The sequence below is a fragment of the Streptococcus sanguinis genome, assembly GCF_050220005.1.
GTDB classification, from domain to species: domain Bacteria; phylum Bacillota; class Bacilli; order Lactobacillales; family Streptococcaceae; genus Streptococcus; species Streptococcus sanguinis_Z.
In genome coordinates, this window is the sequence record NZ_CP071413.1 from 711,767 (window position 1) to 736,865 (window position 25,099).

Consider the following 25,099-nt stretch of genomic DNA (forward strand, 5'->3'; position numbering starts at 1 on the left):
GCTGACTTTTTGAAACTATCTTCGGTAATGCGTTGCTCTAGTCAATTCTGGCTTTCCGATTTGCTGATGATTTTCATTGAGGCAAAAATTGTAAATAGAAAAAGCTGAGGCAAATTTTGTCTCAGCTTTTATTTACTAAAGAAGAATGGTGGGGTGAATTCTTTGAGCTTCTCAAAGCAGTCAAGGGCCCCTTGATCATCCTCGCAGATAATCAGACAGACGTCATCACCGCAGACAGTAGCAACAATCTGTGGCAGCTCTAGAGCGTCTAAGATTGCACCGAAAGACTGGGCCAGACCAGGCAGAGTTTTCATAACGACTTGGTTTTTAACTGGCCGCAGCATGACCAAAGCATCCTCCATATAGAAACGAAGGCGTTTTTCCCAACGGGATGGCGCGATGCTGTTGATGATATAGTAGGAAGTATCGTTCTCACTGACCTTGACCAGATTGAGTGCTTTCATATCTCGTGAAAGAGTGGACTGGGTTACAATGACGCCGTTGGCTTCCAGATGCTCCTGAAGTTCTTGCTGGGTATGGATTTTCTTCTCCATGATTAAGGAGCGGATAAGACGGTGTCTGCTTTCAATTTTATTCATAAATTTTCACCTATAGTTATTTGATAAACATGGCATCACCAAAGCTGAAGAAGCGATAGCGCTCAGCAATAGCGTGCTCATAAGCTTTAAGTGTTAAGGAACGTCCGGCAAAGGCAGAGACTAACATGACCAAAGTTGACTTGGGCAGGTGGAAGTTGGTTGAAAAAGCATCAACGACCTTCCAATCGTATCCCGGCTTGATAAAAATATTGGTCCAGCCAGAGTCAGCCTGAATCTGACCCTGAAATTTACTGCCAATTGTCTCCAAGGTGCGGATAGATGTTGTGCCGACTGCAATGACACGTCCGCCATTTGCCTTGACCTGACGGAGTGTCTGGGCAGCTTCCTCGGACAGACTGTAAAATTCGGAGTGCATCTCGTGATCATCTAAGCTATCTACAGAAACCGGTCGGAAAGTTCCTAGTCCGACATGAAGGGTGAGATAGACCAGCTTGACTCCCTTGGCTGCAATCTGCTCCAATAGCTCTTCTGTGAAATGAAGTCCAGCAGTTGGCGCAGCAGCAGAGCCGTTTTCTTTAGCATAGACAGTCTGGTAGCGTTCGCGGTCTGCCAGTTTTTCGTGGATATAAGGCGGAAGCGGCATTTCTCCCAAACTTTCCAAGACTTCTAGGAAAATCCCTTCGTAGGCAAAGCGCACAATTCGGCCGCCATGGTCAAGCTCCTCTACCACAGTAGCAGTTAAGCGTCCATCACCAAAGGAAATCTGAGCACCTACTCTGAGGCGCTTGGCTGGCTTGGCTAGCACTTCCCAGTCATCTCCTTGAGTATTTTTCAGCAGCAGCAGCTCGACATGGCCCCCTGTCTCAGGCTTGATACCATAAAGGCGGGCAGGCAGGACACGCGTATTATTCATCACTAGGGCATCGCCGGGCTGGAGCTGATCAATAATCTGGTCAAAGTGCTGGTCGGAGAAGACTCCTGTTTCTTTATCGACCACTAGCAAGCGGGAAGCATCCCTTTTCTCCAAAGGTGTCTGAGCAATCAGCTCTTCGGGCAAGTCAAAATCAAAATCAGCGGTATTCATCGTATCTCCTTATATTGTTTTCATCAGCCAGAGTAGATAGGCAGCGAGTAGAAAGGGACTAGCTGTAAGCAAGCCGCCCAAAATCAAACTTACAATCTGCCAGCCTGGTTGTTTTTTCATGAGGAAACTCAAGCTGCAGAGTAAGACTCCGACTAAAAATAAAATCAATAAAACAATCAGTAAAAACATGTCTCTATTATAACACGATTTGCCGCAAAAGGAAGCGAGCATGACTAAAAAGTATGTCTATTTTGCAGACTTTTTCTTGACAAAAATTGGTCTATACCATATAATAAAATTAAGAAAAGATGTGGAGGTGGAAAATGAAAATTATTCAAGTGGAAAACCAAGTAGAAGGTGGTAAAGTGGCTCTCGAGCTGCTCAAAGAAAAGCTGGCTCAGGGGGCAAAAACTTTAGGCTTAGCTACAGGAAGCAGCCCAGAAGAATTTTACAAGCAGATTGTTGAGAGCGACCTTGATTTTTCAGAGATGACCAGTGTCAATCTGGATGAATATGTCGGTTTGCAGGAGGAGGATCCTCAGTCTTATCGTTATTTCATGAACCAGCACCTCTTTAACCAAAAGCCTTTTAAAGCAAGCTTCCTGCCTAATGGAGCAGCGAAAGATTTAGAAGCAGAGGTGGCGAGGTACAATCAGCTTCTTACAGAGCATCCAGCTGATTTGCAGATTTTGGGAATCGGTACGAATGGTCATATCGGCTTTAATGAGCCGGGAACCAGTTTCGACAGTCAGACTCACTTAGTAGATCTGACGCCGTCCACCATTCAGTCCAATGCTCGATTCTTTGACAAGATGGAAGATGTTCCGACTCAGGCTATTTCCATGGGGATTGGCAATATCCTCAATGCTAAGTCCATCATTCTCTTTGCTTATGGTTCTGCTAAGGCCAAAGCCATAGCAGGGACTGTTGAGGGTGAGGTGACAGAGGAGCTGCCAGGCAGTGCTCTCCAGAAGCATCCAGATGTTGTGATTATAGCTGATAAGGAAGCACTTAGCTTGTTAAAACACTAAGATTTTAATGTTGTTGCTATAAAACTAGCTTTGCCAGATAAAAGTCTCTTAATTTCCTATCTATTTTTTAGGTAGGATTTTTAGATTTATGGTTGACTTTGCGTAAAATATGATATACTAGATAGGTATAATTGTTCTTTGGAGGATCCTGTGAAGAAAAAGCTTTTGTTATTGGGAATTGTGTTCCTGACCTCTCTAGCACCACTAGCTGCTAGGGCTGATGAATTGGTGGATATGGCTAAAAAGATGTATCCGCATGATAATGTTCAGGCGATTAATCGTCCCAAGTCTTCTCTCGTTATTGATGGCAGTACAGGTGACGTTGTCTGGGAGGATAATGTCGATGAGGTGCGTGATCCCGCGAGTATGAGTAAGCTCATGACGCTTTACTTGGTCTTTGAAGCGATTAAGGAAGGAAAAATCAGCGAAAAGACGGTCATTACAGCTACACCTCAGGATCAAGCTACTGCTAATATTTATGAAATTTCTAATAATAAAATTGTTGCGGGTGTAGACTATACCGTATCTGAGTTGATTACCATGACAATCGTGCCGTCATCCAATGCGACAACCGTTATGCTGGCCAATTATCTATCGGACAATGATCCAGATGCTTTCTTGGATCGGATGAATGCCAAGGCTCAAGAGCTGGGTATGACGAATACCAAGTGGTTCAATGCCAGCGGTGCAGCAGCGATTTCTTTCAAGGGATATTACAATCCTCAGAATTACGATAATACTCTCAGCAATCAGACAACAGCCCGTGATTTGGCGATTCTGGCTTATAACTTTGTCAATCACCATCCTGAGATTCTAAACTATACTAATAAAGCAAAGGTTACTGTTAAAGCTGGAACTCCTTACGAGGAAACCTTTGAAACTTATAATTACTCTCTGCCGGGTGCTAAATACGCACTCAAGGGAGTAGATGGCATGAAGACGGGCTCTAGTCCTAACGGTGCTTTCAACTATATCGCGACCATTAAGCGTGGAGATCAGCGCATGATTGCTGTGATTATGGGAGTTGGCGACTGGTCTGACCAAGACGGTGAGTATTATCGCCATCCTTTTGGTAATGCTTTGATTGAGAAGGCTTATGCAGACTATGAGTATAAAAAACTCTTATCCAAGGGTGAGCAGGAGATTGATGGACAGAAGTATAAGCTGCCTGAGGATTTCTACGCTACTGTTAAAAAGGGAACCAAGCCTAAAGTCAAGGTTGAAAACAATGTTCTCAAGGCTGAAAATGGCTTGAAGACCTTGTCTAGCAAGATCTCTGATGAAATGAAAGTCGAGAAAGTTGAGAATCCAGTTGCTCAGGCCATTGAAAATGTGACTGGCAGCAAGTCGGAAAGCAAGCCTTGGTATGGCGTGTTCTTCAGCGATAAGATGTTGATTCTGCTGCCTGTTGGCATCCTGCTGATCATTCTGTACTTTGAATACCGCAGTCGCCAAAAACGCAAGGCTGCAAAGCAGGAACGTCGTAGAAATACAGATGTTGAATAAAGGAAATGTCCTCTGTCACATACGAACGGAATGACTTTCCAAGCTAAAACTCAGTTCTTTCGCTGAGTTTTCTTTCTGTCTTAAGGAGATTTCGATGCAAAAAAAGTTTCACAACAGCTATCTGGCTCATTTTTTACTCTTTAATTTTTTCTTCTTAGCCTACTCTCTTTTTTCGACTCTTATATCAGTCTATATGCAGGACTTAGGCTATTCTAATGCACAAGTATCGATGGTAGTGTCAGCTTCCTTCTTTGCGTCCATGTTGGCTCAGCCGATTTTTGGAGTTCTTAGCGATGCTTTGGGAATTAAAAAGATCTTTCTTTTTAGCTTTCTAGCTATGATGGTTGGGGCTGTATTTTTCATGAAGGCAACTCAGCTCTGGCAGCTACTGGTCTGGTATAGTCTGGTCCTCATGCTGGTTAACGGGGTCAATCCAGTCATGGATGTTCTTGCGGCCCAAAGTCCTTATACTTATGGCAAGATTAGGATTTGGGGAACCATTGGCTATGCCTTAGGCTCTCAGCTGGCAGGACTAATCTATCAAAGAGTCGCACCGCAGGCTATTTTCCCAGTCTTTATTGGCATGATGCTTATTAGCAGCATAGGACTTTTGGGAATCAAGCCCAAGCACGACCGAGCAGCCCTAGAAAGCAGGAATACCCGCAAGCAGACAGGTCTGGGGAAGCTCTTGACCAACAAAACCTATCTCTTTTACCTGCTTTTGGTCGCCCTTTATTCAGGGGTAGGGAATACTGGTCATACCTATATCCCCGCTATGCTACAGCATAGTGGCTTAGAGGTGGATATGGCTTCGACTGTCGTTGCCTTATCAGTACTGGTTGAAGCGCCTTTTATTTTTTATTCCTATCTCTTTATGGACAAGATTTCGATGAAAAAGTTGCTTTATATCTGTCTGGGAATCATCTTTCTCCAGTACAGTGTTTATGCCTTGGATCTAGGTTTGATTTCGAAAATCGGGATGACTCTCCTTTCCAAGCATGTGACCGGCATGGTTTTGATTATGGTGACCCTGAAAATCGTAGCCAGCTTGGTCGATGAAAAATACCTGGTTACAGCCATTGCTTTGGTCCAGACAGCCCGCAGTTTAGGGACCATTCTCATTCAAAATCTTGCGGGTCACTTTCTGGACAGTTGGGGTTACGAAGGAATGAACCTCTTTCTAGCAGCTGTCATCTGCTTAGTCTGCCTGCTGAGTCTCTTTCTGAAATTACCAGAACGAAAAGGAAATCAGTTATTTGGATAATGAAAAACGAGTCGGAGAGATGTTCTCTCGACCCGTTTTTTTGTCTAGATAGTGAAAATCATTAATAAACGATGAAGTCATTCCAAGACTGTGCTTGAGTTCAATAAGGTCATGCTGACAAGAATTGAAGTGATTTTGGAGAAAGATTAGAAGCCAGCAGAAGCGACTTTCATGCTTTCTGGTACAGTAATAATAACTTGTTCAGGTTTGAGTTGGTATTCGTTTTGTAGCCAGAGCCGCAAGTCACGGTCTGAAAGTTTTGAAAATCCCTTGTAATAATCAGCTTCTGGTATATATTCCCATTTGCCCGTCTTGAGAAAGTTTGGATTATCCATCAGTTGGGGTTTGCTATCTAGATGTTGAAAATGAATCAGAGTATAGATGAATTTTCCCCGAGCAAGAATATTGGCTCGCAGAAAAATCCCAAGTCGAAAAAAGCCATACCAGATGGCTGGAACCAAGATAACCATTCCTAAAAAACTGGCAATAAAAATCAACATTGACATGATAAAAACTCCTTTCTTTATCTAGCTTATTGGATTATTATACGCCTGTTTGTAAGCGTTGTCAACAAAAAAACAGAGCTCTAAAAAGAAAGTTATGGAGAAGATTTTCCGCTTCGCTGTGGAAATTCTCGCTATTCAAAAAAGCGCTTTCTTGACTTATAATTGTAGTATCAAATATCAGGAGGAAATGCAGCATGTCAACATTTAAAGATGGATTTCTCTGGGGTGGAGCTGTTGCAGCCCACCAACTGGAAGGTGGCTGGAAAGAAGGTGGGAAGGGGATCAGCGTGGCTGATGTTATGACCGCAGCGCGTCATGGTGTTCCTCGGGAAATCACGCCGGGCGTCCTAGAAGGTAAGTACTATCCTAACCATGAGGCCATTGATTTTTATCATCGTTACAAGGGAGATATTGCTCTTTTTGCAGAGATGGGCTTCAAGTGTTTCCGGACTTCCATTGCCTGGACGCGGATTTTCCCTAAAGGAGATGAAACCGAGCCTAATGAAGCCGGTCTGCAATTTTATGACGACCTTTTTGATGAATGCCTCAAGTATGGTATTGAGCCTGTTATCACTTTGTCTCACTTTGAAATGCCTTATCATCTAGTAACTGAGTACGGAGGTTGGAAAAACCGTCAGGTGATTGACTTCTTTGTCCGTTTTGCAGAAGTTGTTTTTGAGCGTTATAAGGATAAAGTCAAATACTGGATGACTTTCAATGAAATCAATAATCAAGCTAATTATCAGGAAGATTTTGCTCCCTTCACCAACTCTGGGATTGTCTACAAGGAAGGCGATGATCGCGAAGCAATTATGTACCAGGCTGCCCACTATGAACTAGTGGCTTCAGCGCGTGCTGTTAAGGTCGGCCATGAGATCAATCCTGACTTCCAAATCGGTTGTATGATTGCCATGTGTCCTATTTATCCAGCTACTTGTAATCCCAAGGATATTCTCATGGCTATGAAAGCTATGCAGAAGCGCTATTACTTTACAGATGTGCATGTCTTTGGTCGATATCCTGAGCATATTCTCAAATACTGGGAAAGAAAGGGAATTAAGGTGGACTTTAGCGAGCAGGATCAAGAAGACTTGCTGGCGGGCACTGTTGACTATATTGGCTTTAGCTACTACATGTCCTTTGCTATTGACTCTCACCGGGAGAATAACCCTTATTTCGACTATATAGAGACTGAAGACTTGGTTAAAAATAACTTTGTCAAGGCTTCTGAATGGGAATGGCAGATTGACCCACAAGGCCTGCGCTATGCTCTCAATTGGTTTACCGATCATTATCATCTACCGCTTTTCATTGTGGAAAATGGTTTTGGAGCTATTGACCAGGTGGAAGAAGATGGTATGGTTCATGATGATTACCGGATTGACTATCTGAGCGCCCATATCCGCGAAATGAAAAAGGCTGTAGTAGAAGATGGTGTAGAACTCATGGGCTACACGCCTTGGGGCTGTATTGACCTAGTATCAGCAGGTACGGGTGAAATGCGCAAACGCTATGGATTTATCTATGTCGACAAGGATGACGATGGCAAGGGAACGTATGAACGTTCACCGAAGAAGTCCTTTAACTGGTATAAGGAAGTCATTGCATCAAATGGGGCTAGTCTATAGTTGAGTATAGGAAAACTAAAAAATACAGAGGAGGAGATGGCAAGTTTGCTGCTTTCCGCCTCTTTTTTTGGAAAAATTAGGAGAAAAACATGATTGGAAGTATTGCAGCAGTTTTAACAACCTTCGCCTTTTTGCCTCAGGTAATTAAGGTCATCAAAACCAAAGATACCGAATCCATAGCGCTTGGTATGTATCTTATGCAAGTAGTTGGTATTGGTCTTTGGCTGGTACATGGATTGGTGATTCAAGATTTACCTTTAATTTCGGCCAACAGTATATCACTGATATTATCAGCCATTATTTTAGCATATAAGATAAAATATAAGTAAAGCTATTTAGGGACTACTTCCGTTTCAATACGGAAAAAAACAAGATGGAGATTGACAACGTTTTCATTTATAATAAAAGTGTCAATAAAATTACTTTATAAGGAGAAACTCTTATGGCTAAAGCATTGATTATCTGCGCAGCAGGCATGTCTTCTTCACTTATGGCGAAGAAAACGACAGAATTTTTTAAAGGCAAGGGCGATGATATTGAAGTGGATGCAATCAGCGCGACAGAAGGCGGTAAGGCTATAGCGGCAGCTGAATTTGATCTCTATCTTATCAGTCCGCAGACCAAAATGTACTATAAGCAGTTTGAAGAAGCGGCTGCCAAGGTTGGCAAGCCCATCGCCCAAATTCCCCCTCAGGCCTATATTCCTATCCCTATGGGTATTGAAAAAATGGCCAACTTGATTAAGGAAAATATTTGATAGTATAATAAAGGTAGTATCTTATCATAGACGGAAGGAGGAAGAAGTGTGTTGCATCAAAAGGAAAAACACATTCTTCAGTATTTGATGGACAATAGGGACCAATTCATCACTAGTAAGGAATTGGCTGCCCACTTATCTTGTTCGGACCGTACAGTAAGAAGCTACCTTAAAAATTTGATGGCTATGATGTCTGAGCAGACTGGCTGGACCATCACAGCTAAACAGGGCTATGGTTACCAGTTGAAAATCAGTGATAGGGAAGTCTATCAGGAATTTCTCAAAGCTGAGGTTTTGATGGAAGCTGCGCAGACTAATTTGGAAGGCATCGAAGACCGTTATAATTATATCTTGAACAAGCTCTTGTTTGAGCAAGAAGAGGTTTATTTTGATGATTTAGTCAGCGAACTCTTTGTCAGTCGCTCGACCCTATCTTCGGACTTCAAGAAGATCCGGCAGGATTTGGCCAAGTACGATTTGCAAATTGAAAGCAAGGCCAAGCGCGGTGTCTATGTCAAAGGCAGCGAGCGCAATATCCGTCGCTTTATTATGGATTATTTTTTCCATGATAATTTCTTTCATGTCTTGCATAACTATATCGCTATCGAGATTTCTGGCCGGCCGATTAGTCTGGAAGAGTTGACTATTATCGTCTTGGACGAATGCCGTGAAGGCCAGCTGAGAGTGTCGGACTTTGTCATTCAAAATCTGGTCATCCATATCGCGCTGTCCCTTAAGCGCATTGGTGAAGGTTTTCAAATTAGCCAGCTGGACGGTTGCAATCTAAAGGACTATAGTGCAGAAAGTCGAATTGCGCAGCGAATTTTGGATCGGATTCATCTGGCAACAGGTTTGGAATTTCCCAAAGAAGAGGTGGATTATATCACACTGCATTTGATTTCCAAGGCCGGTTTGAAGCTGGACAAGCAGGAAAAAGGGGACATAGTAGAGCAGCTGCGTGCTCAGCTTTCAAGAGCACTGGAAGAAGAGGAAGGTCTTCGTGATTATGCCTTTCAGTCCGACTTTCAGTTGGTAGAAGGTCTAGTCACCCATCTCTCCACCTTGCTTATCCGCCTGAAAAATCATGTCAGAATGGATAATCCCTTGTTAGCAGATATTCAGCAGCAATATGCACCTGTGCTGGCTATGACACGGGACCTTTTGGTGGCCATGCCCTTGTTTGGTGACGAGGAGTTGCCAGATGATGAGGTTGCTTATGTTGCTCTGCATTTTATGGCTGCTATGGAGCGACATAAGGAGAAGCAGAAATTCAACATCCTCGTCATCTGTGCAACTGGTTATGGTTCAGCTCAGATGCTGAAAAATCGGATTGACCATGAGTTGGGAAATCTTGTTCACATCGTAGATGTGATTGGTTACTATGAGCTCAATGATGAACGTCTCAAGAATATCGACTTTATCATCTCTTCAATCGACTTGTCCAATCTGGTCTTTACACTGCCCGTCTTTACGGTTAGTATTTTCCTCAAACCCGAGGAAATTAAGGAAATCAAGCAGAAGATGGCAAATTTGAAGTCTACGAAAGGCTGTCGGATGGATATTAAGGTCTCCAAGGAATTGTCAGACTTGGAAGCAGTCTTTGATGATTATTTCTCGCCGGAGTGCTTTATAGTATTGGATCAAGCCGATAAGGACGAAGCTTTGACAGAGCTTTTGGAGAGAATGGCAGTTGGAGAAGTGGAAGAATTTCCGGCTCAGATGCGCAGCTTGATGGAGCAGCGCGAGCGCATGAGTTCCGTTGTCTTTTCAGAAGCTCTCGCTGTGCCTCACCCAATCAAGCCTTGCGCCAAGAAGCACAGGATTGGACTGGCAATCGTCCAGTCAGGCCTGAACTGGTCTGAGGATTATCCTGAGATTAGTTTGATTTTTCTAGCTTCGCCATCCATCTATGACAATGAAGGGATGGACAGGTTGATTTCTAAAATTGTTGATTTGCTGGAAGAGCCAGACCTGCAGCAGCAGATAAGAGCCTGCCAGACCTTTGAAGAATTTAAACAAATATTCTTAAGTATCAAATAAAAATCTGAGTAGTTTTTTCTGAGATAAACTGCTGAGACTAGCAAGATTTCAAGAAAGGAATGAATCTATGAACCAAGAAGAGTTGCAAGTCGCTGCTTTTGAAATTATTCTTCACAGCGGGACAGCCCGTACCATTGTTCATGAAGCCTTTGCTGATATGCGTGAAGGTCGCTATGATGCAGCAGCAGAAAAGCTGGAAACTTCTAATGAATCTCTGCTGGAAGCTCATCATGCCCAGACCAAGCTTTTGCAGGACTATGCTAGCGGAATTGAAATTAGGATTGAAATTATCATGGTGCATGCTCAGGATCATCTCATGACAACCATGACCCTGCGCGAAGTTGCGCTTGAAATGCTCAACCTCTACCGCAAGGTAGAAGAAACCAACAGCTAGGAGAAGAAGATGACGGATAAGGAAAAACAAGAATTAGAAGCAAGGAGGAAAGAATCAGCTTTAAAAACCATGTACTATACTCGGTACTTTTCCGTTCGGTATGCGACAGCTGCTTTCTTTTTTGTCAATCTTTACTGGACTTTGATGCTCTATCTTTCAAATGCCAGGTTGGCTATGATGCTGCCGATGGTGATTGCTCTCTTTGCAGCACTAGCTATGTGGGAGCAGACGCGAATGTACACTATAAATCAAAGAGAGGCAAAATTAACTAAACTTTTTTATGGTATCTCTCTTTCAATAAATGTGCTACTTATTTTGCTGGTTCTTTTGAATCGATTTTCATTGCTATACCCTTTCTTAACAGCCAGCTCAGCAACGCAAGTCTTTTTAATTATGATTCTTTTAGTTGGCATCCTTTTAAACCTTTTAATGATTGCTAAATTGAATCGTATTAGTCACAAGGCTGATAAACAGTATCAACGCATTCAAAAGTATATGGCCAGCCTTCAGTAGTAAGAAAAAATACTAAGTCTATCAATATCAGAGGAGAAATGTAATGGATAAAATGTTTGCATTTTTAGAAAAATATCTTATGGGACCTATGGGAAAAGTTTCGACTTGGCGTCCTGTTCGTGCTATTGTGGCTGCTGGGATGGCCAGTATTCCCTTTACCATTGTAGGGTCAGCTTTCTTGGTTCTAAGCGTTATTCCGCAAGCCTTTAATATACAATTTATAATTGATTTATGGGCCAATTCTTTTGATAAAATTCAAGCACTATACTTACTAGCCTATAAGTGTACAATGGGGATTTTGTCTCTCTACTTTGCGGTAGTAATCGGTTATGAATATACAAAGATATATGTAGAAGAGGAAGGCTTGAATCTCAATCCTCTCAATGGTGGACTTTTGGCGGTATTTGCTTATTTTTTAACCATACCAGAATTAGCTATTTCTAAAGGCGCTATTTCAGCGGTGACTGGCGAGTCAACAATTAATGGATGGACTGTTGGTGGAGATAGTCTGACTCGTCTTTCTACATCAGGTATGTTTACAGCTATTTTGATGTCTATTTTGGCTGTGCAGCTTTACAAGCTTTGTGTGAAAAAGAACTGGGTTATAAAAATGCCTGAAGCAGTTCCGGAAGGGGTTTCTCGTTCCTTTACAGCATTGATTCCGGGTTTTGTGATTGCATTTGTGGTACTTTTCATAAATGGTATCTTCATTATGTTTGGTACTGATATTTATAAAGTTATTGCGGTTCCTTTTGCTTTTGTAAGTCATATTACAAATACTTGGTTTGGCATTGTTATCATTTACCTTTTAGTGCATGCACTTTGGATTGTTGGTATTCATGGTGCCAATATTGTAATGGGACTGGTAAATCCAATCCTACTGGCTAACATGGCGCAAAATGTTGACGGAAAATTCATTGCTTTCGCTGGTGAATTTACGAACTCCTATGTAACTGTTGGTGGTTCTGGGGCAACTTTACTTCTATGTATTTATATTGCTTTTCGTGCTAAATCAGAGCAGCTTCGTATGCTTGGGAAAGCATCAATGGGACCTGCCATCTTTAATATAAATGAGCCAATTATCTTTGGTCTTCCAATTGTTTATAATCCAATCTTAACGATTCCATTTATTTTAGCACCAGTTGTATCAGCCTCTATTGGCTACTGGGCTGTTCAACTTGGTATCGCTGGTAAAGCTATTGCTCAAACACCATGGCCAACTCCAGTTGGTTTAGGAGCCTATGTCGGTTCAGGAGGAAGTTTAGGAGCATTTATTGTTGCAATCATCTGTGCTGTAGCAGCTTTTGTCATTTGGTATCCGTTTATCCGGATGTATGACACTAAGCTTCATAAGGAAGAAATGGAAATGGCTGCAGAGTCAGCTATTAGCTAATGTTGTTTTATCAATTACAAAGAGAAATCTCCTTTGAGGTTTCTCTTTTCTTTTGCGAATATTTTAGTAAATGAGAGAAATTTTAGAGGGGGCTAGGATATGTTTGTGGCGCGAAATCATAAGGGGCTTTTGTGTAATGCTCTGGAGGAGAAGATTGAGAAGGGAGCTGATTTCGTCTGCCCGGCTTGTTCAGGGGCAGTCCGTTTTAAAAAAGGGAAGGTTATGCAGCCGCATTTTGCGCATATTTCGCTAGAAGAGTGTCGTTTTTATAGGGAAAATGAGAGTGCTGAGCACTTGAACCTTAAGGCGGAGCTTTTTCGCTGGGCTGTCCAGACAGAAGAAGTTGAGGTGGAGGCTTTTTTGCCTGCTCTGCAGCAGATTGCTGATTTGCTGGTTGATAAAAAACTGGCGCTAGAAGTCCAGTGTAGTCCCCTAAGTATAGAACGACTGCAGGAACGGACGATTTCTTACCGCCAGCATGGCTATCAGGTCCTCTGGCTCTTGGGGCGAAAACTTTGGCTCAAGGATTCCTTAACCCGCTTGCAGAAAGATTTTCTCTATTTTAGTAAAAATATGGGCTTTCATCTTTGGGAGCTGGATCAAGAAAAGCGAGTTCTGCGTCTCAAATACCTGATTCACGAAGATCTGCATGGAAAAGTCCAGCACAAGACCAAGACCTTTCCCTTTGGTCACGGCCGTCTTTTGGATATTTTGCGTTTGCCCTTTCAAAAGCAGGAGTTGAACAGTTTTCTGGCCCAGCAAGATCTGCAGATCTGCAATTATATACGCCGTCAGCTTTATTACCAGCAGCCTAGATGGATGCGGCTGCAGGCCCAACTCTATCAGGTTGGCGATAATCTCCTGACTAAGTCGGCAGAGGATTTCTATCCGCAGGTTAGGCCGATACAGGCTGCCTCTTTCTGTCAGATAAGTACTGACCTGACAGACTATTATCAGCAGTTTGAGAACTATTATGCCAATCTCCAGCAAAAAAATCTGCAAATTGTTTATTCACCGGCCTTTTATGAGATGACAAGAGAAAATTGCTAAGTATCGTTAGTTTCCCATTGATGAAGCTATAAATTTTTAGCTATCCTTTCAGTTTTAGAATATTTTAGAATCCTGTATAATATAATAAAGTAATAAGTTAGATAGTTAAAAATTCTAAATCGTGCTAATTCAGCTAGCTATAGAAAAGATTAGAATCGAAAGGAGTTGTCATGAAGAAAGATTTTGTAATATTTCTGAGTATCATAACGATTAGCTCGGCTATGTTTTTAGGAGGGTGCAGTATTGTAAAAAGTCAATCAGAAAAAGAAGAAATGATTCAGATTGCGGAGAGTAAAAAGATGAAGAGTGTAATTGAAATTTTTTTAAAAAAATTAGATCCCAAAGCTTTGACACCAGAAGGAAAGATTAAATCCTATGAAATTCAAGAGTATAAGTTAGAATATAATCCAATGGGAGGGATAATGATTCAAATGTTTATTAACGGAGATAAGAATTTAAGTTTAAGTGTAACAGTAGTGGAAGATTCAACAACTGGTAATTATGAAATTGCTACAAATTCAAGAAGTCGGAAACTTAGTGACCTATTGGCGAAATAGAATACATAGGCTCCGTTTCCCAAATTTACGACAATATTAAGGGTGAGAGAGAATGAGTTTTTGTCTTTACAACTCTTTATACGTAGCGTAGTCCTTAAAACTTTAAAAAAATAGCACAAAAATGATAATATCAAACATTAATCTAAATCCAGTTTTCCATTTTCGTTAAGGCATTAGCTTTAGTAAATATAACAAGCGAAAGGAGCTATTATGAAGAAAATTTTTGTCATTTTTCTGAGTATCATAACGATTAGTTCGGCTATGTTTTTAGGAGGCTGCAGTATTCTAAATAGTCGGTCAGAACAAGAAGAAATGATTCAGATTGCAGAAAGTAAAAAGATGAAGAGTGTTATTGAGGAAGGGCTGAAAAAGATTGACCCTCAAGCATTAACACCTGAAGGGAAAATTAAAAGTTATGAAATTAACAAGAAGTCACTAACTCAGAACCCAATGGGAGGATTAATGTTTGATTTAATCATTAATGGTGACGAAGAAGTAACACTAGGATATGTCATTGGAGAGGACGAAAATGGGAAATTTCACAGAGATGGGACTGTGTGGTCACCGAAGCTTACAAAACTAATGGATGAAGAAAATGTAAATGGCAATGAAGAATAAGGTTTTTCTAGATAACTTCCTAACAATGATTGTGCTATCATGTTCTTTTGAAAAATAGTACAATAATTAATATAAGACGTTAATCTAAAATTGGTTTCTCATTTTCGTTAAGGTACCAGCTTTAGCAAAGATGAGAAACGAAAGGAGTCATTATGAAAAAAATTTTTGTCATCTTTTTGACTATCATTACGCTTTGTTCGGCGATGCTTTTAGGAGGATGCAGTATGTTAAACAGTCGTTCAGAACAAGAAGAAATGTTTAAGATTGCGGAGAGTCAGAAATCTAAAAAGTTAATGGAGGAAATGTTAAGGAAGAAAGATCCTGAAGCACTGACAGAAAAGGGGATAATAAAAAAATATACAATAAATGAAAAAAATCTTAAATATAATCCAATGGGTGGCTTAATAGTTGAGCTTATAATAAACAGTGACCCAGAATTAACAATTACCACAACATTGATGGAAGAATCTGATGGGAAATTAGAGCATACAGGCTATGTAATCTCTGGTGAGCTAGCAAAGAAGTTGAGGGGAGAATGACATATGATAAAGCATTAAGTGATAAGAAAAAACGAACTCTTTGGAATCTAATTTTTGTTTGGTCAGGAATTAGGTTCAAAGAGTTTTTTTATTAATTAAGTCTGTCTGTCTAGCTACTATGTGATTTTGGTACTTGAGTTTTATAAAAAGTGGAATTTTGTGATAGAATAGGGGAGTCGGAGGATTTTTTTATGGCAAAACAAAGAAATGAAATTGAAGAAAAATATACTTGGGATTTGAGTACTATTTTCCCAACAGATGAAGCCTTTGAAGAGGAATTGGCTCAGGTTTCAGAAGAAGTGAAGAAAGCAGCTGGTCTGGCTGGGCATTTGCTTGATTCAGCGGACAGTCTCTTAACAACGACTGAAGTGCAGTTGGACTTGATGCGTCGTATTGAAAAGCTTTATTCTTATGCTCACATGAAGAATGACCAAGATACACGTGTGGCTAAGTACCAAGAGTATCAGGCTAAAGGCATGACTCTTTACAGCGACTTTGGTCAAAGCTTTGCTTTCTATGAGCCAGAATTTATGGCGATTACAGAAGAGCAGTACCAAGCTTTCTTGGCTGAGCAGCCAGCCTTGCAGCAGTATCAGCATTATTTTGACAAGCTTTTGAAAAAGAAGGCTCACATCCTGACACAGCGTGAAGAGGAGCTATTGGCTGGTGCTGGTGAAATTTTTGGTGCAGCGGGCGAAACCTTTGCTATCTTGGATAATGCAGATATCGTCTTTCCGATGGTGCATGACGAAGATGGAAATGAAGTTCAGCTCAGCCACGGTAACTATATCACTCTGGTCGAGTCTAAGAACCGAGAGGTCCGCAAGGAAGCTTACGAGGCTCTCTACAGCGTCTACGAGCAGTATCAGCATACCTATGCTAAGACTTTGCAGACCAATGTCAAGGTCCATAACTACAATGCGAAAGTCCGCAAGTTCTCATCTGCCCGTGAAGCGGCTTTGTCAGCGGACTTCATTCCAGAAAGTGTTTATGACAGCTTAGTTTCAGCTGTCAATAAGCATTTGCCTCTTTTGCAGCGTTATATTGCTTTACGAGCAAAGATTTTAGGCATTTCTGATTTGAAGATGTATGATATGTACACACCTTTGTCAGAGACAGACTACAAGTTCACTTATGAGGAAGCCTTGGCTAAGTCTGAGGAAGTCCTGGCAATTCTGGGTGAGGATTATCTGAGCCGAGTGAAGACAGCTTTTTCAGAGCGCTGGATTGATGTTCATGAAAATCAAGGCAAGCGCTCAGGGGCATACTCTGGCGGTTCTTATGACACCAACGCCTTTATGTTGCTCAACTGGCAGGACACGCTGGATAATCTCTTTACCTTGGTGCACGAGACAGGCCACAGTATGCACTCCAGCTACACCCGTGAGACCCAGCCTTATGTCTATGGAGACTATTCTATCTTCCTAGCTGAGATTGCTTCAACGACCAATGAAAATATCCTGACAGAAAAGCTTTTGGAAGAAGTAGAGGACGATGCTACTCGCTTTGCTATCCTCAATCACTTCTTGGATGGCTTCCGTGGAACGGTCTTCCGTCAAACCCAGTTTGCTGAGTTTGAGCATACTATCCACAAGGCTGACCAAGAAGGTCAAGTTTTGACCAGCGAGTTTCTCAATGAGCTCTACGCTGACTTGAACGAGAAATACTATGGGCTGAAAAAAGAAGATAATCCGCAGATTCAGTATGAGTGGGCTCGTATTCCTCATTTCTACTATGATTATTATGTTTTCCAATATTCGACAGGATTTGCAGCCGCTTCGGCCTTGGCTGAAAAGATTGTCCATGGCAGTCAGGAAGACAAGGACAAGTATCTGGACTATCTGAAAGCTGGGAACTCTGACTACCCACTCAATGTCATCAAAAAAGCAGGTGTGGATATGGAAAAAGAAGACTACCTAAATGATGCTTTTGCTGTCTTTGAACGCCGTCTGGACGAATTCGAAGCCTTGGTAGAAAAGTTGGGACTGGCATAAGATGGTCGAGACTTATAATCAAAACTCTAATCCCAATATGCGCCGGCCAGTGGTCAAAGAAGAGATTGTGGATTTTATGAGGCAGCGTCACCAACCAGTCACTGGCGGCCTCAAGGAACTGGAGGATTTTGCCAAAGCTGAAAATGTTCCTGTGATTCCCCATGAGACAGTGGCTTACTTCCGCCTGCTAGTCGAAAGTTTCCAACCAAAGAAGATTTTAGAAATCGGTACGGCTATTGGTTTTTCGGCTCTTTTGATGGCGGAGCATGCGCCTCAGGCTCAGATTACGACAATTGATCGTAATCCAGAGATGATTGAGCTAGCCAAGGCTAATTTTGCTAAGTATGACAGCCGTCAGCAGATTACCCTGCTGGAAGGCGATGCGGTGGATTTACTTGAGACGTTAGAGGATTCCTACGACCTTGTCTTTATGGACTCTGCTAAGTCTAAGTATGTGGTGTTTTTGCCTCAGGTCCTCAAGCGCCTCAATCCTGGTGGGCTGATTCTCATTGATGATGTCTTTCAAGGCGGCGATGTTGCCAAGCCTTTTGAGGACATTAAGCGTGGCCAACGGGCTATTTACCGAGGACTGCATAGTCTTTTTGACGCAACTCTGGACAATCCAGATTTAACTTCTAGTCTGCTTCCCTTAGGAGATGGTCTGCTTATGATTAGAAAAAATTGACATCTCTGATTTTTTCCTAATTTCCAAAAATTTTTAGTAAAATTTAAGATATCAATTCAAATTTATGCTACAATAGAAAACGTGAACTTTTAAGAATAAGGAGTCAATATAAAATGAAGAAAAAAATATTTGCAGGAGCTGTGACACTCTTGTCAGTCGCTGTATTAGCAGCATGTTCTAACTCAGAAGGCAAGGACATCGTGACCATGAAAGGCAACACGATTACTGTCAATGAGTTCTACGATCAAGTGAAAAACAATGGTGCAGCTCAGCAGGTCTTGCTGCAGATGGCTATCAAAGACATCTTTGAAGAAAAATACGGCAAAGATGTCAAAGACAAGGACGTTAAAGATGCTTTCGAAAAGTCTAAAACGGCTTACGGTACAGCTTTTGCCCAAGTCTTGGCTCAAAACGGCTTGACCGAAGATGCCTACAAGGAGCAAATCCGCACCAATATGCTGGTAGAGTATGCCGTTAAGAAGGCTGCTGAAAAAGAGCTGACTGACGAAAACTACAAGGCTGCTTTTGAAAACTACACGCCAGAAGTAACAGCTCAAATCATCAAGGTTGACAGCGAAGACAAAGGTAAGGAAGTTCTTGAAAAAGCTAAAGCTGAAGGAGCAGACTTCAGTCAAATCGCTAAGGAAAACTCTACCGATGCTGCCACTAAGGAAAAAGGCGGAGAAATCAAGTTTGACTCTGGCTCTACTGATGTTCCAGATGCTGTCAAAAAAGCTGCTTTTGCTTTGGAAGAAAATGGCGTTTCAGACCTTGTGACTGTGCCAGATTCACAGTACTCAGCAAGCTACTATATTGTTAAGCTGGTCAAGAAGTCAGAGAAATCTTCTAACTGGAAAGACTACAAAGACAAGCTGAAAAAGATTATCATTGCGCAAAAAGAAAAAGATACTAGCTTCATCCAAAGTGTTGTGGCGAAAGAGTTGAAAGATGCCAACATCAAGGTTAAGGACAGTGCTTTCCAATCTATCTTTGCTCAGTATATCGAAACCACAGGTTCTTCAACTTCTTCATCAAGTGCTGCCAGCAGTTCAAAGACTTCTGAGTCTAGCTCAGCAGCTGAAAGCAGTTCAACAGAAGCTTCATCCTCAGCTGCAGAATAAGGTTGACGAAAAGAGAATAAGCAAGTATAATAAGACTGGTGAGAATTGATTTTTCAAGCTCTTAGTTCAGAGAATTGGCGGTGCTGCGAGCCATCTGAGACGGAGAATCATGCTACTCATCTTGAAAAATAGAATACGAAATGAGAATGACAAGTTCATTGAATGAAGGTGGTACCGCGGTTTTTCGCCCTTCGGACAAGGAACTTGTCTTTTATGTTGACTGTGGAGGTAATATAATGAAAACCTATCTTGTCAAACAGAAATTTCGCTTAGGCGGCGAACGCTTTGATATCAAGGACGATCGAGGAAATGTGGATTACCAAGTGGAAGGCTCTTTCTTCCAGATTCCTAAGACCTTTACTATCTATGATAGTCAGGGTCAAATCGTCAGTCAGATTACCAAGACCCTTATAACCCTCCTGCCCCAGTTTGAAATCAAACTCAGAAGCGGGCATAGCTTTTATATCCGTAAGAAATTCTCTTTTTTGCGTGATAAATATAAATTTGATAATTTGGGTTTTCGAGTTGAAGGGAATATCTGGGATTTAAACTTTCGTCTGCTGGATGACAGCAATCAAGTCGTTGCAGAGATTACCAAGGAGCTTTTCCATCTAACCTCTACTTATCAGGTGAGTGTCTATGATGTGACTTATTCAGATTTGGTGATTTCCCTCTGTGTCGCTATTGATTATGTTGAAATGTTAGAAAGTTCGTCGTCATAATGCAATTTTTTAGAAAAAATTTAAGGAGAAAAAGAAATGAAACAAATGTCAAGTGCTCAGGTTCGTCAAATGTGGCTGGATTTTTGGGCAACTAAAGGTCATGCAGTAGAACCATCTGTCAGCTTGGTGCCAGTCAATGATCCAACCTTGCTTTGGATTAATTCTGGTGTAGCAACCCTCAAGAAATATTTCGATGGAACCATCATTCCAGAAAATCCTCGGATTACCAATGCTCAAAAGGCCATTCGGACCAACGATATTGAAAATGTTGGAAAGACTGCCCGCCACCATACCATGTTTGAAATGCTGGGCAACTTCTCTATCGGTGATTATTTCCGTGATGAAGCGATTGAGTGGGCTTACGAGCTTTTGACTAGCCCTGAATGGTTTGATTTCCCTAAAGACAAGCTCTACATGACCTACTATCCAGACGACAAGGATTCTTACAACCGCTGGATCGCTATGGGCGTTGAGCCTAGTCATTTGATTCCGATTGAGGACAACTTCTGGGAAATCGGTGCGGGACCTTCTGGACCAGATACAGAGATTTTCTTTGACCGGGGTGAGGCTTTTGATCCAGAAAATATCGGAGTTCGTCTCTTGGAAGAAGATATTGAAAACGACCGTTATATCGAAATCTGGAATATCGTTTTGTCACAATTCAACGCTGACCCTGCTGTACCGCGTAGTGAATACAAGGAATTACCACATAAGAACATTGATACGGGCGCAGGTTTGGAGCGTTTGGTCGCTGTTATCCAAGGGGCTAAGACCAACTTTGAGACCGACCTCTTTATGCCAATCATTCGTGAAGTAGAGAAACTGTCTGGCAAGGTCTATGATCAAGATGGCGACAATATGAGTTTCAAGGTTATCGCAGACCATATCCGCTCGCTCTCCTTTGCCATTGGTGATGGCGCACTTCCTGGAAATGAAGGCCGTGGCTATGTCCTTCGTCGTCTGCTTCGTCGTGCTTCAATGCATGGTCAAAAATTGGGTATCAATGAGCCTTTCCTTTACAAACTGGTTCCAACTGTGGGCAAGATTATGGAAAGCTACTACCCAGAAGTTCTTGAAAAGCAAGACTTTATCGAAAAGATTATCAAGAGTGAGGAAGAATCTTTTGCTCGTACTCTGCACTCTGGTCAACACTTTGCAGAAACAATTGTGGCAGATTTGAAAGCTAAGGGACAAACTGTTATTGCTGGTCAAGATGCCTTTAAACTCTACGATACTTACGGTTTTCCGCTGGAGTTGACCGAAGAAATCGCTGAAGAAGCAGGCATGACTGTGGATCGTGCTGGCTTTGAAGCGGCTATGAAAGAGCAGCAGGATCGGGCGCGTGCTTCTGTCGTCAAGGGCGGCTCAATGGGGATGCAAAATGAAACCCTGCAGGCCATCACTGTAGAGAGTGTCTTTAACTACGAAAAAGAAGAGCTAACTGCTGAACTCCTTGCTATTGTAGCAGATGATGCAGCAGTGGAGTCTGTTGAGTCAGGGACAGCTGCCCTCATCTTTGCAGAAACGCCATTCTATGCAGAAATGGGTGGTCAGGTAGCGGACCACGGTCAAATCTTTGATGGAGCAGGCAATCTGGTAGCGCAAGTTACGGATGTGCAAAAGGCACCAAATGGTCAGCCACTGCATACTGTAGAAGTTTTGGCTCCTCTGGCTCTGGGTCAAAGCTATAAACTGGAAATTGACCACAGCCGTCGCCATCGTGTTATGAAGAACCATACGGCGACTCACCTCTTACATGCAGCCCTGCATAATGTTCTTGGTAACCATGCAACCCAGGCTGGTTCTCTGAACGAAGTAGAATTCCTGCGCTTTGACTTTACACACTTCCAAGCGGTGACAGCAGAAGAGCTGCGCGCTATTGAGCAAGAAGTCAATGAGAAAATCTGGGAAGCTCTTGCCATTGAGACAGTAGAGACAGATATTGACACGGCTAAGGAAATGGGTGCCATGGCGCTCTTTGGTGAAAAATATGGTAAAGAAGTTCGTGTCGTAACTATCGGCGACTACTCTGTCGAGCTTTGCGGAGGAACCCACGTAGGCAACACTTCTGAAATCGGTATTTTCAAGATTGTCAAAGAAGAGGGTATCGGATCTGGAACTCGCCGTATCTTGGCAGTCACCAGCAAGGAAGCTTTTGAAGCCTACCGTGAGGAAGAAGAGGCGCTTAAGGCTATTGCAGCGACCCTCAAGGCACCGCAAATCAAAGAGGTGCCTCACAAGGTTGAAGCACTGCAGGAGCAGCTTCGTCAACTCCAAAAAGAAAATGCGGAACTCAAGGAAAAGGCAGCAGCAGCGGCCTCTGGTGAAGTCTTCAAGAATGTTCAAGAGGCAAATGGACATAGCTTCATCACTAGTCAAGTCTCTGTTTCTGATGCAGGTGCCCTGCGTACCTTTGCGGACACATGGAAGCAGAAGGACTATTCAGATGTTCTCGTACTGGTAGCAGCAATTGGAGACAAGGTCAATGTCCTTGCAGCCAGCAAGACCAAGGACGTCCATGCTGGTAATCTGATTAAGGAATTGGCACCAATTGTAGATGGTCGAGGCGGCGGTAAGCCAGACATGGCTATGGCCGGCGGCGGCAAGCAATCAGCTATTTCAGACTTGCTAGCAGCGGTGGCTGAGAAGTTGTAATATTAGATAAAAGATAGATGAAAAGGTCTGCTCTTTGGGCAGATCTTTTTCTGTGCTCTTAGATTTCTTACTTCTCTATATGAGAAGCAAATAGGCCGCTTTTCGGCAAGAAATTATGAATTGTTTTAGAATAAATAATGATATTTTCAAAAATATTGCATAAAAATACAGAAAATACTTGACAAAGGGAAAATATACGAGTAAAATAAAACGCATATTTATACGGAGGTTTTTTAAAAATATGCGAATTTCGATTGTGGGAATTACTGGTTACTCAGGGATGGAACTCCTCCGTATTTTGCTGCAGCATCCGCAGGCAGAAGTCGTTTCTCTTTATGCCAGTCAAGATATGGAGGCTCCTGTGTCAGAGCTTTATCCTCATTTGAAGGGGATTTGCGACCTGAAAATAGAAGCTTTCGACAGTCAGGAAATAATGCGACGAGCAGATCTTGTTTTCTTTGCAACGTCAAGCGGAGTGGCTAAAGATTTGTCAAAAGACTTTGTAGAAGCGGGATTTCCAGTCATTGACCTATCTGGTGATCATCGTTTGCCAGGGAATATTTATAAAAAATGGTATCAGAAAGGGCCAGCTGAAGTCCATATTCAAAAAGCGTTTATTTATGGGCTGTCTGAGTTTACAGATGTCAGAGGGAAGCGATTTATTGCTAATCCCGGCTGTTATGCGACAGCTACAGAGTTGGCTCTGATTCCCTTGCTGCAGGCTCAAGCTGTTGAGCTGGACTCCATTATTGTTGATGCCAAGAGCGGTTTGACAGGGGCAGGGAAAAATCCAGCTGCATCCAGCCATTTTGTCCATGTGCACGACAATTATGTGACTTACAAGCTGAATCAGCATCAGCATATTCCAGAGATTGTGCAGCAGTTGCAGCATTTTGATGAGGGATTGCAGCAGATTCAGTTTTCAACTTCCCTTATTCCGCTTAATCGTGGGATCGTGGCGACAGTTTATTGCAAGTTGAAAGAACCTTTGACTCGAGAAGAGCTGGCTGCTATTTACCAGGAATGCTATCAGGATAAGCCTTTTGTCCGTATCCAAGCTACTCTGCCGAATTTGCACCAGGTTGTCGGTACTAATTATACCGATATTGGTTTTGACTATAATCCTGTGACAAATATTTTAACTGTCGTGGCTGTGCTGGATAACCTGATTAAGGGGGCTGCTGGTCAGGCGGTTCAAAATATGAATCTGATGCTGGGCTTTCCTGAAACAGATGGTCTGCTCAGTCAACCGTCCTATGTCTAGATGAGAAAGGGTTAGATATGAAGATTATTGATGGAACGATTGCCAGTCCACTAGGTTTTTCGGCTGATGGTTTACACGCTGGCTTTAAGAAAAAGAAGTTGGATTTTGGCTGGATTGTCTCTGAAGTACCAGCCAGTGTGGCTGGAGTCTATACAACTAATAAGGTTATCGCTGCTCCACTTCTAGTGACCAAAGCATCAATTCAAAAGAGCCAGAAATTGCAGGCAATAGTGGTTAATTCTGGTGTTGCCAATTCCTGTACAGGCCAGCAGGGACTGGACGCTGTCTATGAGATGCAGCGATTGACTGCTCAAAAGCTGAAGATTGACCCTGACTTGGTAGGTCTGGCATCTACAGGAGTCATCGGCGAGCAGCTTCCAATGGATGCTATGAAAAATGGCCTGTCACAGATTCTAGTGAGTGGCAAGGCAGAAGATTTTGCTGAGGCTATCTTGACGACGGATACTTGTACCAAGACCTGTGTAGTCACAGAAGAGTTTGGAACAGACCTGGTGACTATGGCAGGAGTGGCTAAGGGATCGGGCATGATTCATCCGAATATGGCGACTATGCTGGCCTTTATAACTTGTGATGCCAATATTTCCAGCGCTACCTTGCAAGCGGCTCTCAGTCAGCATGTGGAGACGACTTTCAACCAAATCACGGTGGATGGGGATACATCGACCAATGACATGGTGCTAGTCATGGCGAACGGCTGCCGGCAAAATGAAGAAATTCTGCCAGATACAGAAGAATTTGAAAAGTTTTCTAAGATGCTCCGCTATCTTATGGCTGACTTGGCTAAGAAAATTGCCAAGGATGGCGAGGGAGCGACCAAGCTGATTGAAGTCAATGTTCGGCATGCCAAGGATGAACAGAGTGGCCGTATGATTGCTAAGAGTGTCGTTGGATCTAGCCTGGTCAAAACGGCTATTTTTGGTCAAGATCCCAATTGGGGACGAATCCTAGCAGCTATCGGCTATGCGAGAGCAGATGTCTCAGTGGACAATATTGATATTTGGATTGAGGGGATTCCAGTCATGCAGGCTTCAAGCCCTGTGGCTTTTGACCCCGAGGAGACTAGTGATGCCATGGCTGGAGAGCTGCTGACCTTGACCATTGACCTACACGATGGGGACGCTGAAGCTCAGGCCTGGGGCTGCGATCTATCCTATGATTATGTGAAAATCAATGCCCTCTATAGAACCTAAGGAGAAA

At 42.5% G+C, this 25,099-nt stretch carries 25 protein-coding genes; 21 read left to right on the forward strand and 4 right to left on the reverse strand.

From position 1 onward, the window contains the following. Window positions 1-128: 128 nt before the first annotated feature. Genes J1C86_RS03610 through J1C86_RS03620 form a run of 3 tightly spaced genes read right to left on the reverse strand, consistent with a single transcriptional unit; the run spans window position 129 to window position 1,833 of the window. On the reverse strand, window positions 129-599 hold the full coding sequence (locus J1C86_RS03610) for an arginine repressor (protein WP_002917512.1): 471 nt from the start codon (window positions 597-599) through the stop codon (window positions 129-131). Window positions 600-615: 16 nt separating this feature from the next. Continuing rightward, window positions 616-1,644 carry a tRNA preQ1(34) S-adenosylmethionine ribosyltransferase-isomerase QueA gene (gene queA, locus J1C86_RS03615; protein WP_125409538.1) on the reverse strand — a complete coding sequence of 343 codons (1,029 nt, stop codon included), beginning with the start codon at window positions 1,642-1,644 and terminating at the stop codon, window positions 616-618. A gap of 9 nt (window positions 1,645-1,653) precedes the next feature. Then, the gene (locus tag J1C86_RS03620) at window positions 1,654-1,833 is read right to left on the reverse strand and encodes a hypothetical protein (protein WP_002897949.1); all 180 of its coding nucleotides are present in this window, start codon (window positions 1,831-1,833) and stop codon (window positions 1,654-1,656) included. A gap of 134 nt (window positions 1,834-1,967) precedes the next feature. Between J1C86_RS03620 and nagB the strand changes: the two genes are divergently transcribed. The 3 genes from nagB to J1C86_RS03635 all read left to right on the forward strand — a co-directional run bounded on the left by nagB (window position 1,968) and on the right by J1C86_RS03635 (window position 5,445). Continuing rightward, window positions 1,968-2,675 carry a glucosamine-6-phosphate deaminase gene (gene nagB / locus J1C86_RS03625; protein ID WP_011836695.1) on the forward strand — a complete coding sequence of 236 codons (708 nt, stop codon included), beginning with the start codon at window positions 1,968-1,970 and terminating at the stop codon, window positions 2,673-2,675. A 150-nt stretch (window positions 2,676-2,825) separates the two neighbouring features. Further along, window positions 2,826-4,181, forward strand: a complete 1,356-nt coding sequence (locus J1C86_RS03630) for a DUF1958 domain-containing protein (RefSeq protein ID WP_125409536.1) — start codon at window positions 2,826-2,828, stop codon at window positions 4,179-4,181. Between the two features lie 94 nt (window positions 4,182-4,275). Beyond that, window positions 4,276-5,445 carry an MFS transporter gene (locus J1C86_RS03635; RefSeq protein ID WP_125409534.1) on the forward strand — a complete coding sequence of 390 codons (1,170 nt, stop codon included), beginning with the start codon at window positions 4,276-4,278 and terminating at the stop codon, window positions 5,443-5,445. A 146-nt stretch (window positions 5,446-5,591) separates the two neighbouring features. On the opposite strand, the gene J1C86_RS03640 is transcribed toward J1C86_RS03635, so the two are convergent. After that, window positions 5,592-5,951 carry a hypothetical protein gene (locus J1C86_RS03640; RefSeq protein WP_125405708.1) on the reverse strand — a complete coding sequence of 120 codons (360 nt, stop codon included), beginning with the start codon at window positions 5,949-5,951 and terminating at the stop codon, window positions 5,592-5,594. A gap of 194 nt (window positions 5,952-6,145) precedes the next feature. Here J1C86_RS03640 and J1C86_RS03645 point away from each other — a divergent pair, with 194 nt between their 5' ends. From J1C86_RS03645 to argJ, 18 genes are all read left to right on the forward strand, one after another. Continuing rightward, complete coding sequence (locus J1C86_RS03645) at window positions 6,146-7,579, forward strand: 6-phospho-beta-glucosidase (protein ID WP_125405711.1); 1,434 nt, start codon at window positions 6,146-6,148, stop codon at window positions 7,577-7,579. Between the two features lie 89 nt (window positions 7,580-7,668). Then, window positions 7,669-7,908, forward strand: coding sequence for a SemiSWEET transporter (locus J1C86_RS03650; protein WP_125405714.1), 240 nt, complete (start codon window positions 7,669-7,671; stop codon window positions 7,906-7,908). A 113-nt stretch (window positions 7,909-8,021) separates the two neighbouring features. Continuing rightward, window positions 8,022-8,336 carry a PTS cellobiose transporter subunit IIB gene (locus J1C86_RS03655; protein WP_125405717.1) on the forward strand — a complete coding sequence of 105 codons (315 nt, stop codon included), beginning with the start codon at window positions 8,022-8,024 and terminating at the stop codon, window positions 8,334-8,336. Between the two features lie 48 nt (window positions 8,337-8,384). Next, window positions 8,385-10,376, forward strand: coding sequence for a BglG family transcription antiterminator (locus J1C86_RS03660; RefSeq protein WP_125405720.1), 1,992 nt, complete (start codon window positions 8,385-8,387; stop codon window positions 10,374-10,376). Window positions 10,377-10,443: 67 nt separating this feature from the next. Next, window positions 10,444-10,770 (forward strand): PTS cellobiose transporter subunit IIA, encoded by a 327-nt coding sequence (locus J1C86_RS03665; RefSeq protein WP_125330545.1) that lies wholly within the window; start codon window positions 10,444-10,446, stop codon window positions 10,768-10,770. 9 nt (window positions 10,771-10,779) lie between these two features. Continuing rightward, complete coding sequence (locus J1C86_RS03670) at window positions 10,780-11,283, forward strand: hypothetical protein (RefSeq protein ID WP_125405723.1); 504 nt, start codon at window positions 10,780-10,782, stop codon at window positions 11,281-11,283. Window positions 11,284-11,326: 43 nt separating this feature from the next. Beyond that, a complete protein-coding gene (gene celB, locus J1C86_RS03675; RefSeq protein WP_125405725.1) occupies window positions 11,327-12,676 on the forward strand; it encodes a PTS cellobiose transporter subunit IIC in 1,350 nt (449 codons plus the stop codon). 99 nt (window positions 12,677-12,775) lie between these two features. Beyond that, a complete protein-coding gene (locus J1C86_RS03680) occupies window positions 12,776-13,726 on the forward strand; it encodes a competence protein CoiA (protein ID WP_125405728.1) in 951 nt (316 codons plus the stop codon). A 170-nt stretch (window positions 13,727-13,896) separates the two neighbouring features. Continuing rightward, window positions 13,897-14,283, forward strand: coding sequence for a DUF1310 family protein (locus J1C86_RS03685; RefSeq protein WP_125405730.1), 387 nt, complete (start codon window positions 13,897-13,899; stop codon window positions 14,281-14,283). Window positions 14,284-14,493: 210 nt separating this feature from the next. Then, window positions 14,494-14,901 carry a DUF1310 family protein gene (locus tag J1C86_RS03690; RefSeq protein WP_125405733.1) on the forward strand — a complete coding sequence of 136 codons (408 nt, stop codon included), beginning with the start codon at window positions 14,494-14,496 and terminating at the stop codon, window positions 14,899-14,901. Window positions 14,902-15,053: 152 nt separating this feature from the next. Then, window positions 15,054-15,440, forward strand: coding sequence for a DUF1310 family protein (locus J1C86_RS03695; protein WP_125405735.1), 387 nt, complete (start codon window positions 15,054-15,056; stop codon window positions 15,438-15,440). 191 nt (window positions 15,441-15,631) lie between these two features. Next, the gene (pepF, locus tag J1C86_RS03700) at window positions 15,632-17,434 is read left to right on the forward strand and encodes an oligoendopeptidase F (protein WP_125405738.1); all 1,803 of its coding nucleotides are present in this window, start codon (window positions 15,632-15,634) and stop codon (window positions 17,432-17,434) included. 1 nt (window position 17,435) lies between these two features. Next, window positions 17,436-18,119, forward strand: coding sequence for an O-methyltransferase (locus J1C86_RS03705; protein ID WP_125405741.1), 684 nt, complete (start codon window positions 17,436-17,438; stop codon window positions 18,117-18,119). Between the two features lie 113 nt (window positions 18,120-18,232). Next, complete coding sequence (gene prsA / locus J1C86_RS03710; protein ID WP_125405744.1) at window positions 18,233-19,240, forward strand: peptidylprolyl isomerase PrsA; 1,008 nt, start codon at window positions 18,233-18,235, stop codon at window positions 19,238-19,240. A 140-nt stretch (window positions 19,241-19,380) separates the two neighbouring features. After that, on the forward strand, window positions 19,381-19,962 hold the full coding sequence (locus J1C86_RS03715) for an LURP-one-related/scramblase family protein (RefSeq protein WP_185757529.1): 582 nt from the start codon (window positions 19,381-19,383) through the stop codon (window positions 19,960-19,962). A gap of 36 nt (window positions 19,963-19,998) precedes the next feature. After that, entirely contained in the window at window positions 19,999-22,617 is a 2,619-nt protein-coding gene (alaS, locus tag J1C86_RS03720) for an alanine--tRNA ligase (RefSeq protein WP_125409489.1), read from the forward strand. Window positions 22,618-22,858: 241 nt separating this feature from the next. Continuing rightward, entirely contained in the window at window positions 22,859-23,881 is a 1,023-nt protein-coding gene (gene argC / locus J1C86_RS03725) for an N-acetyl-gamma-glutamyl-phosphate reductase (protein WP_125405752.1), read from the forward strand. A 17-nt stretch (window positions 23,882-23,898) separates the two neighbouring features. Next, window positions 23,899-25,092, forward strand: a complete 1,194-nt coding sequence (argJ, locus tag J1C86_RS03730; protein ID WP_125405755.1) for a bifunctional glutamate N-acetyltransferase/amino-acid acetyltransferase ArgJ — start codon at window positions 23,899-23,901, stop codon at window positions 25,090-25,092. Window positions 25,093-25,099: the final 7 nt, after the last annotated feature.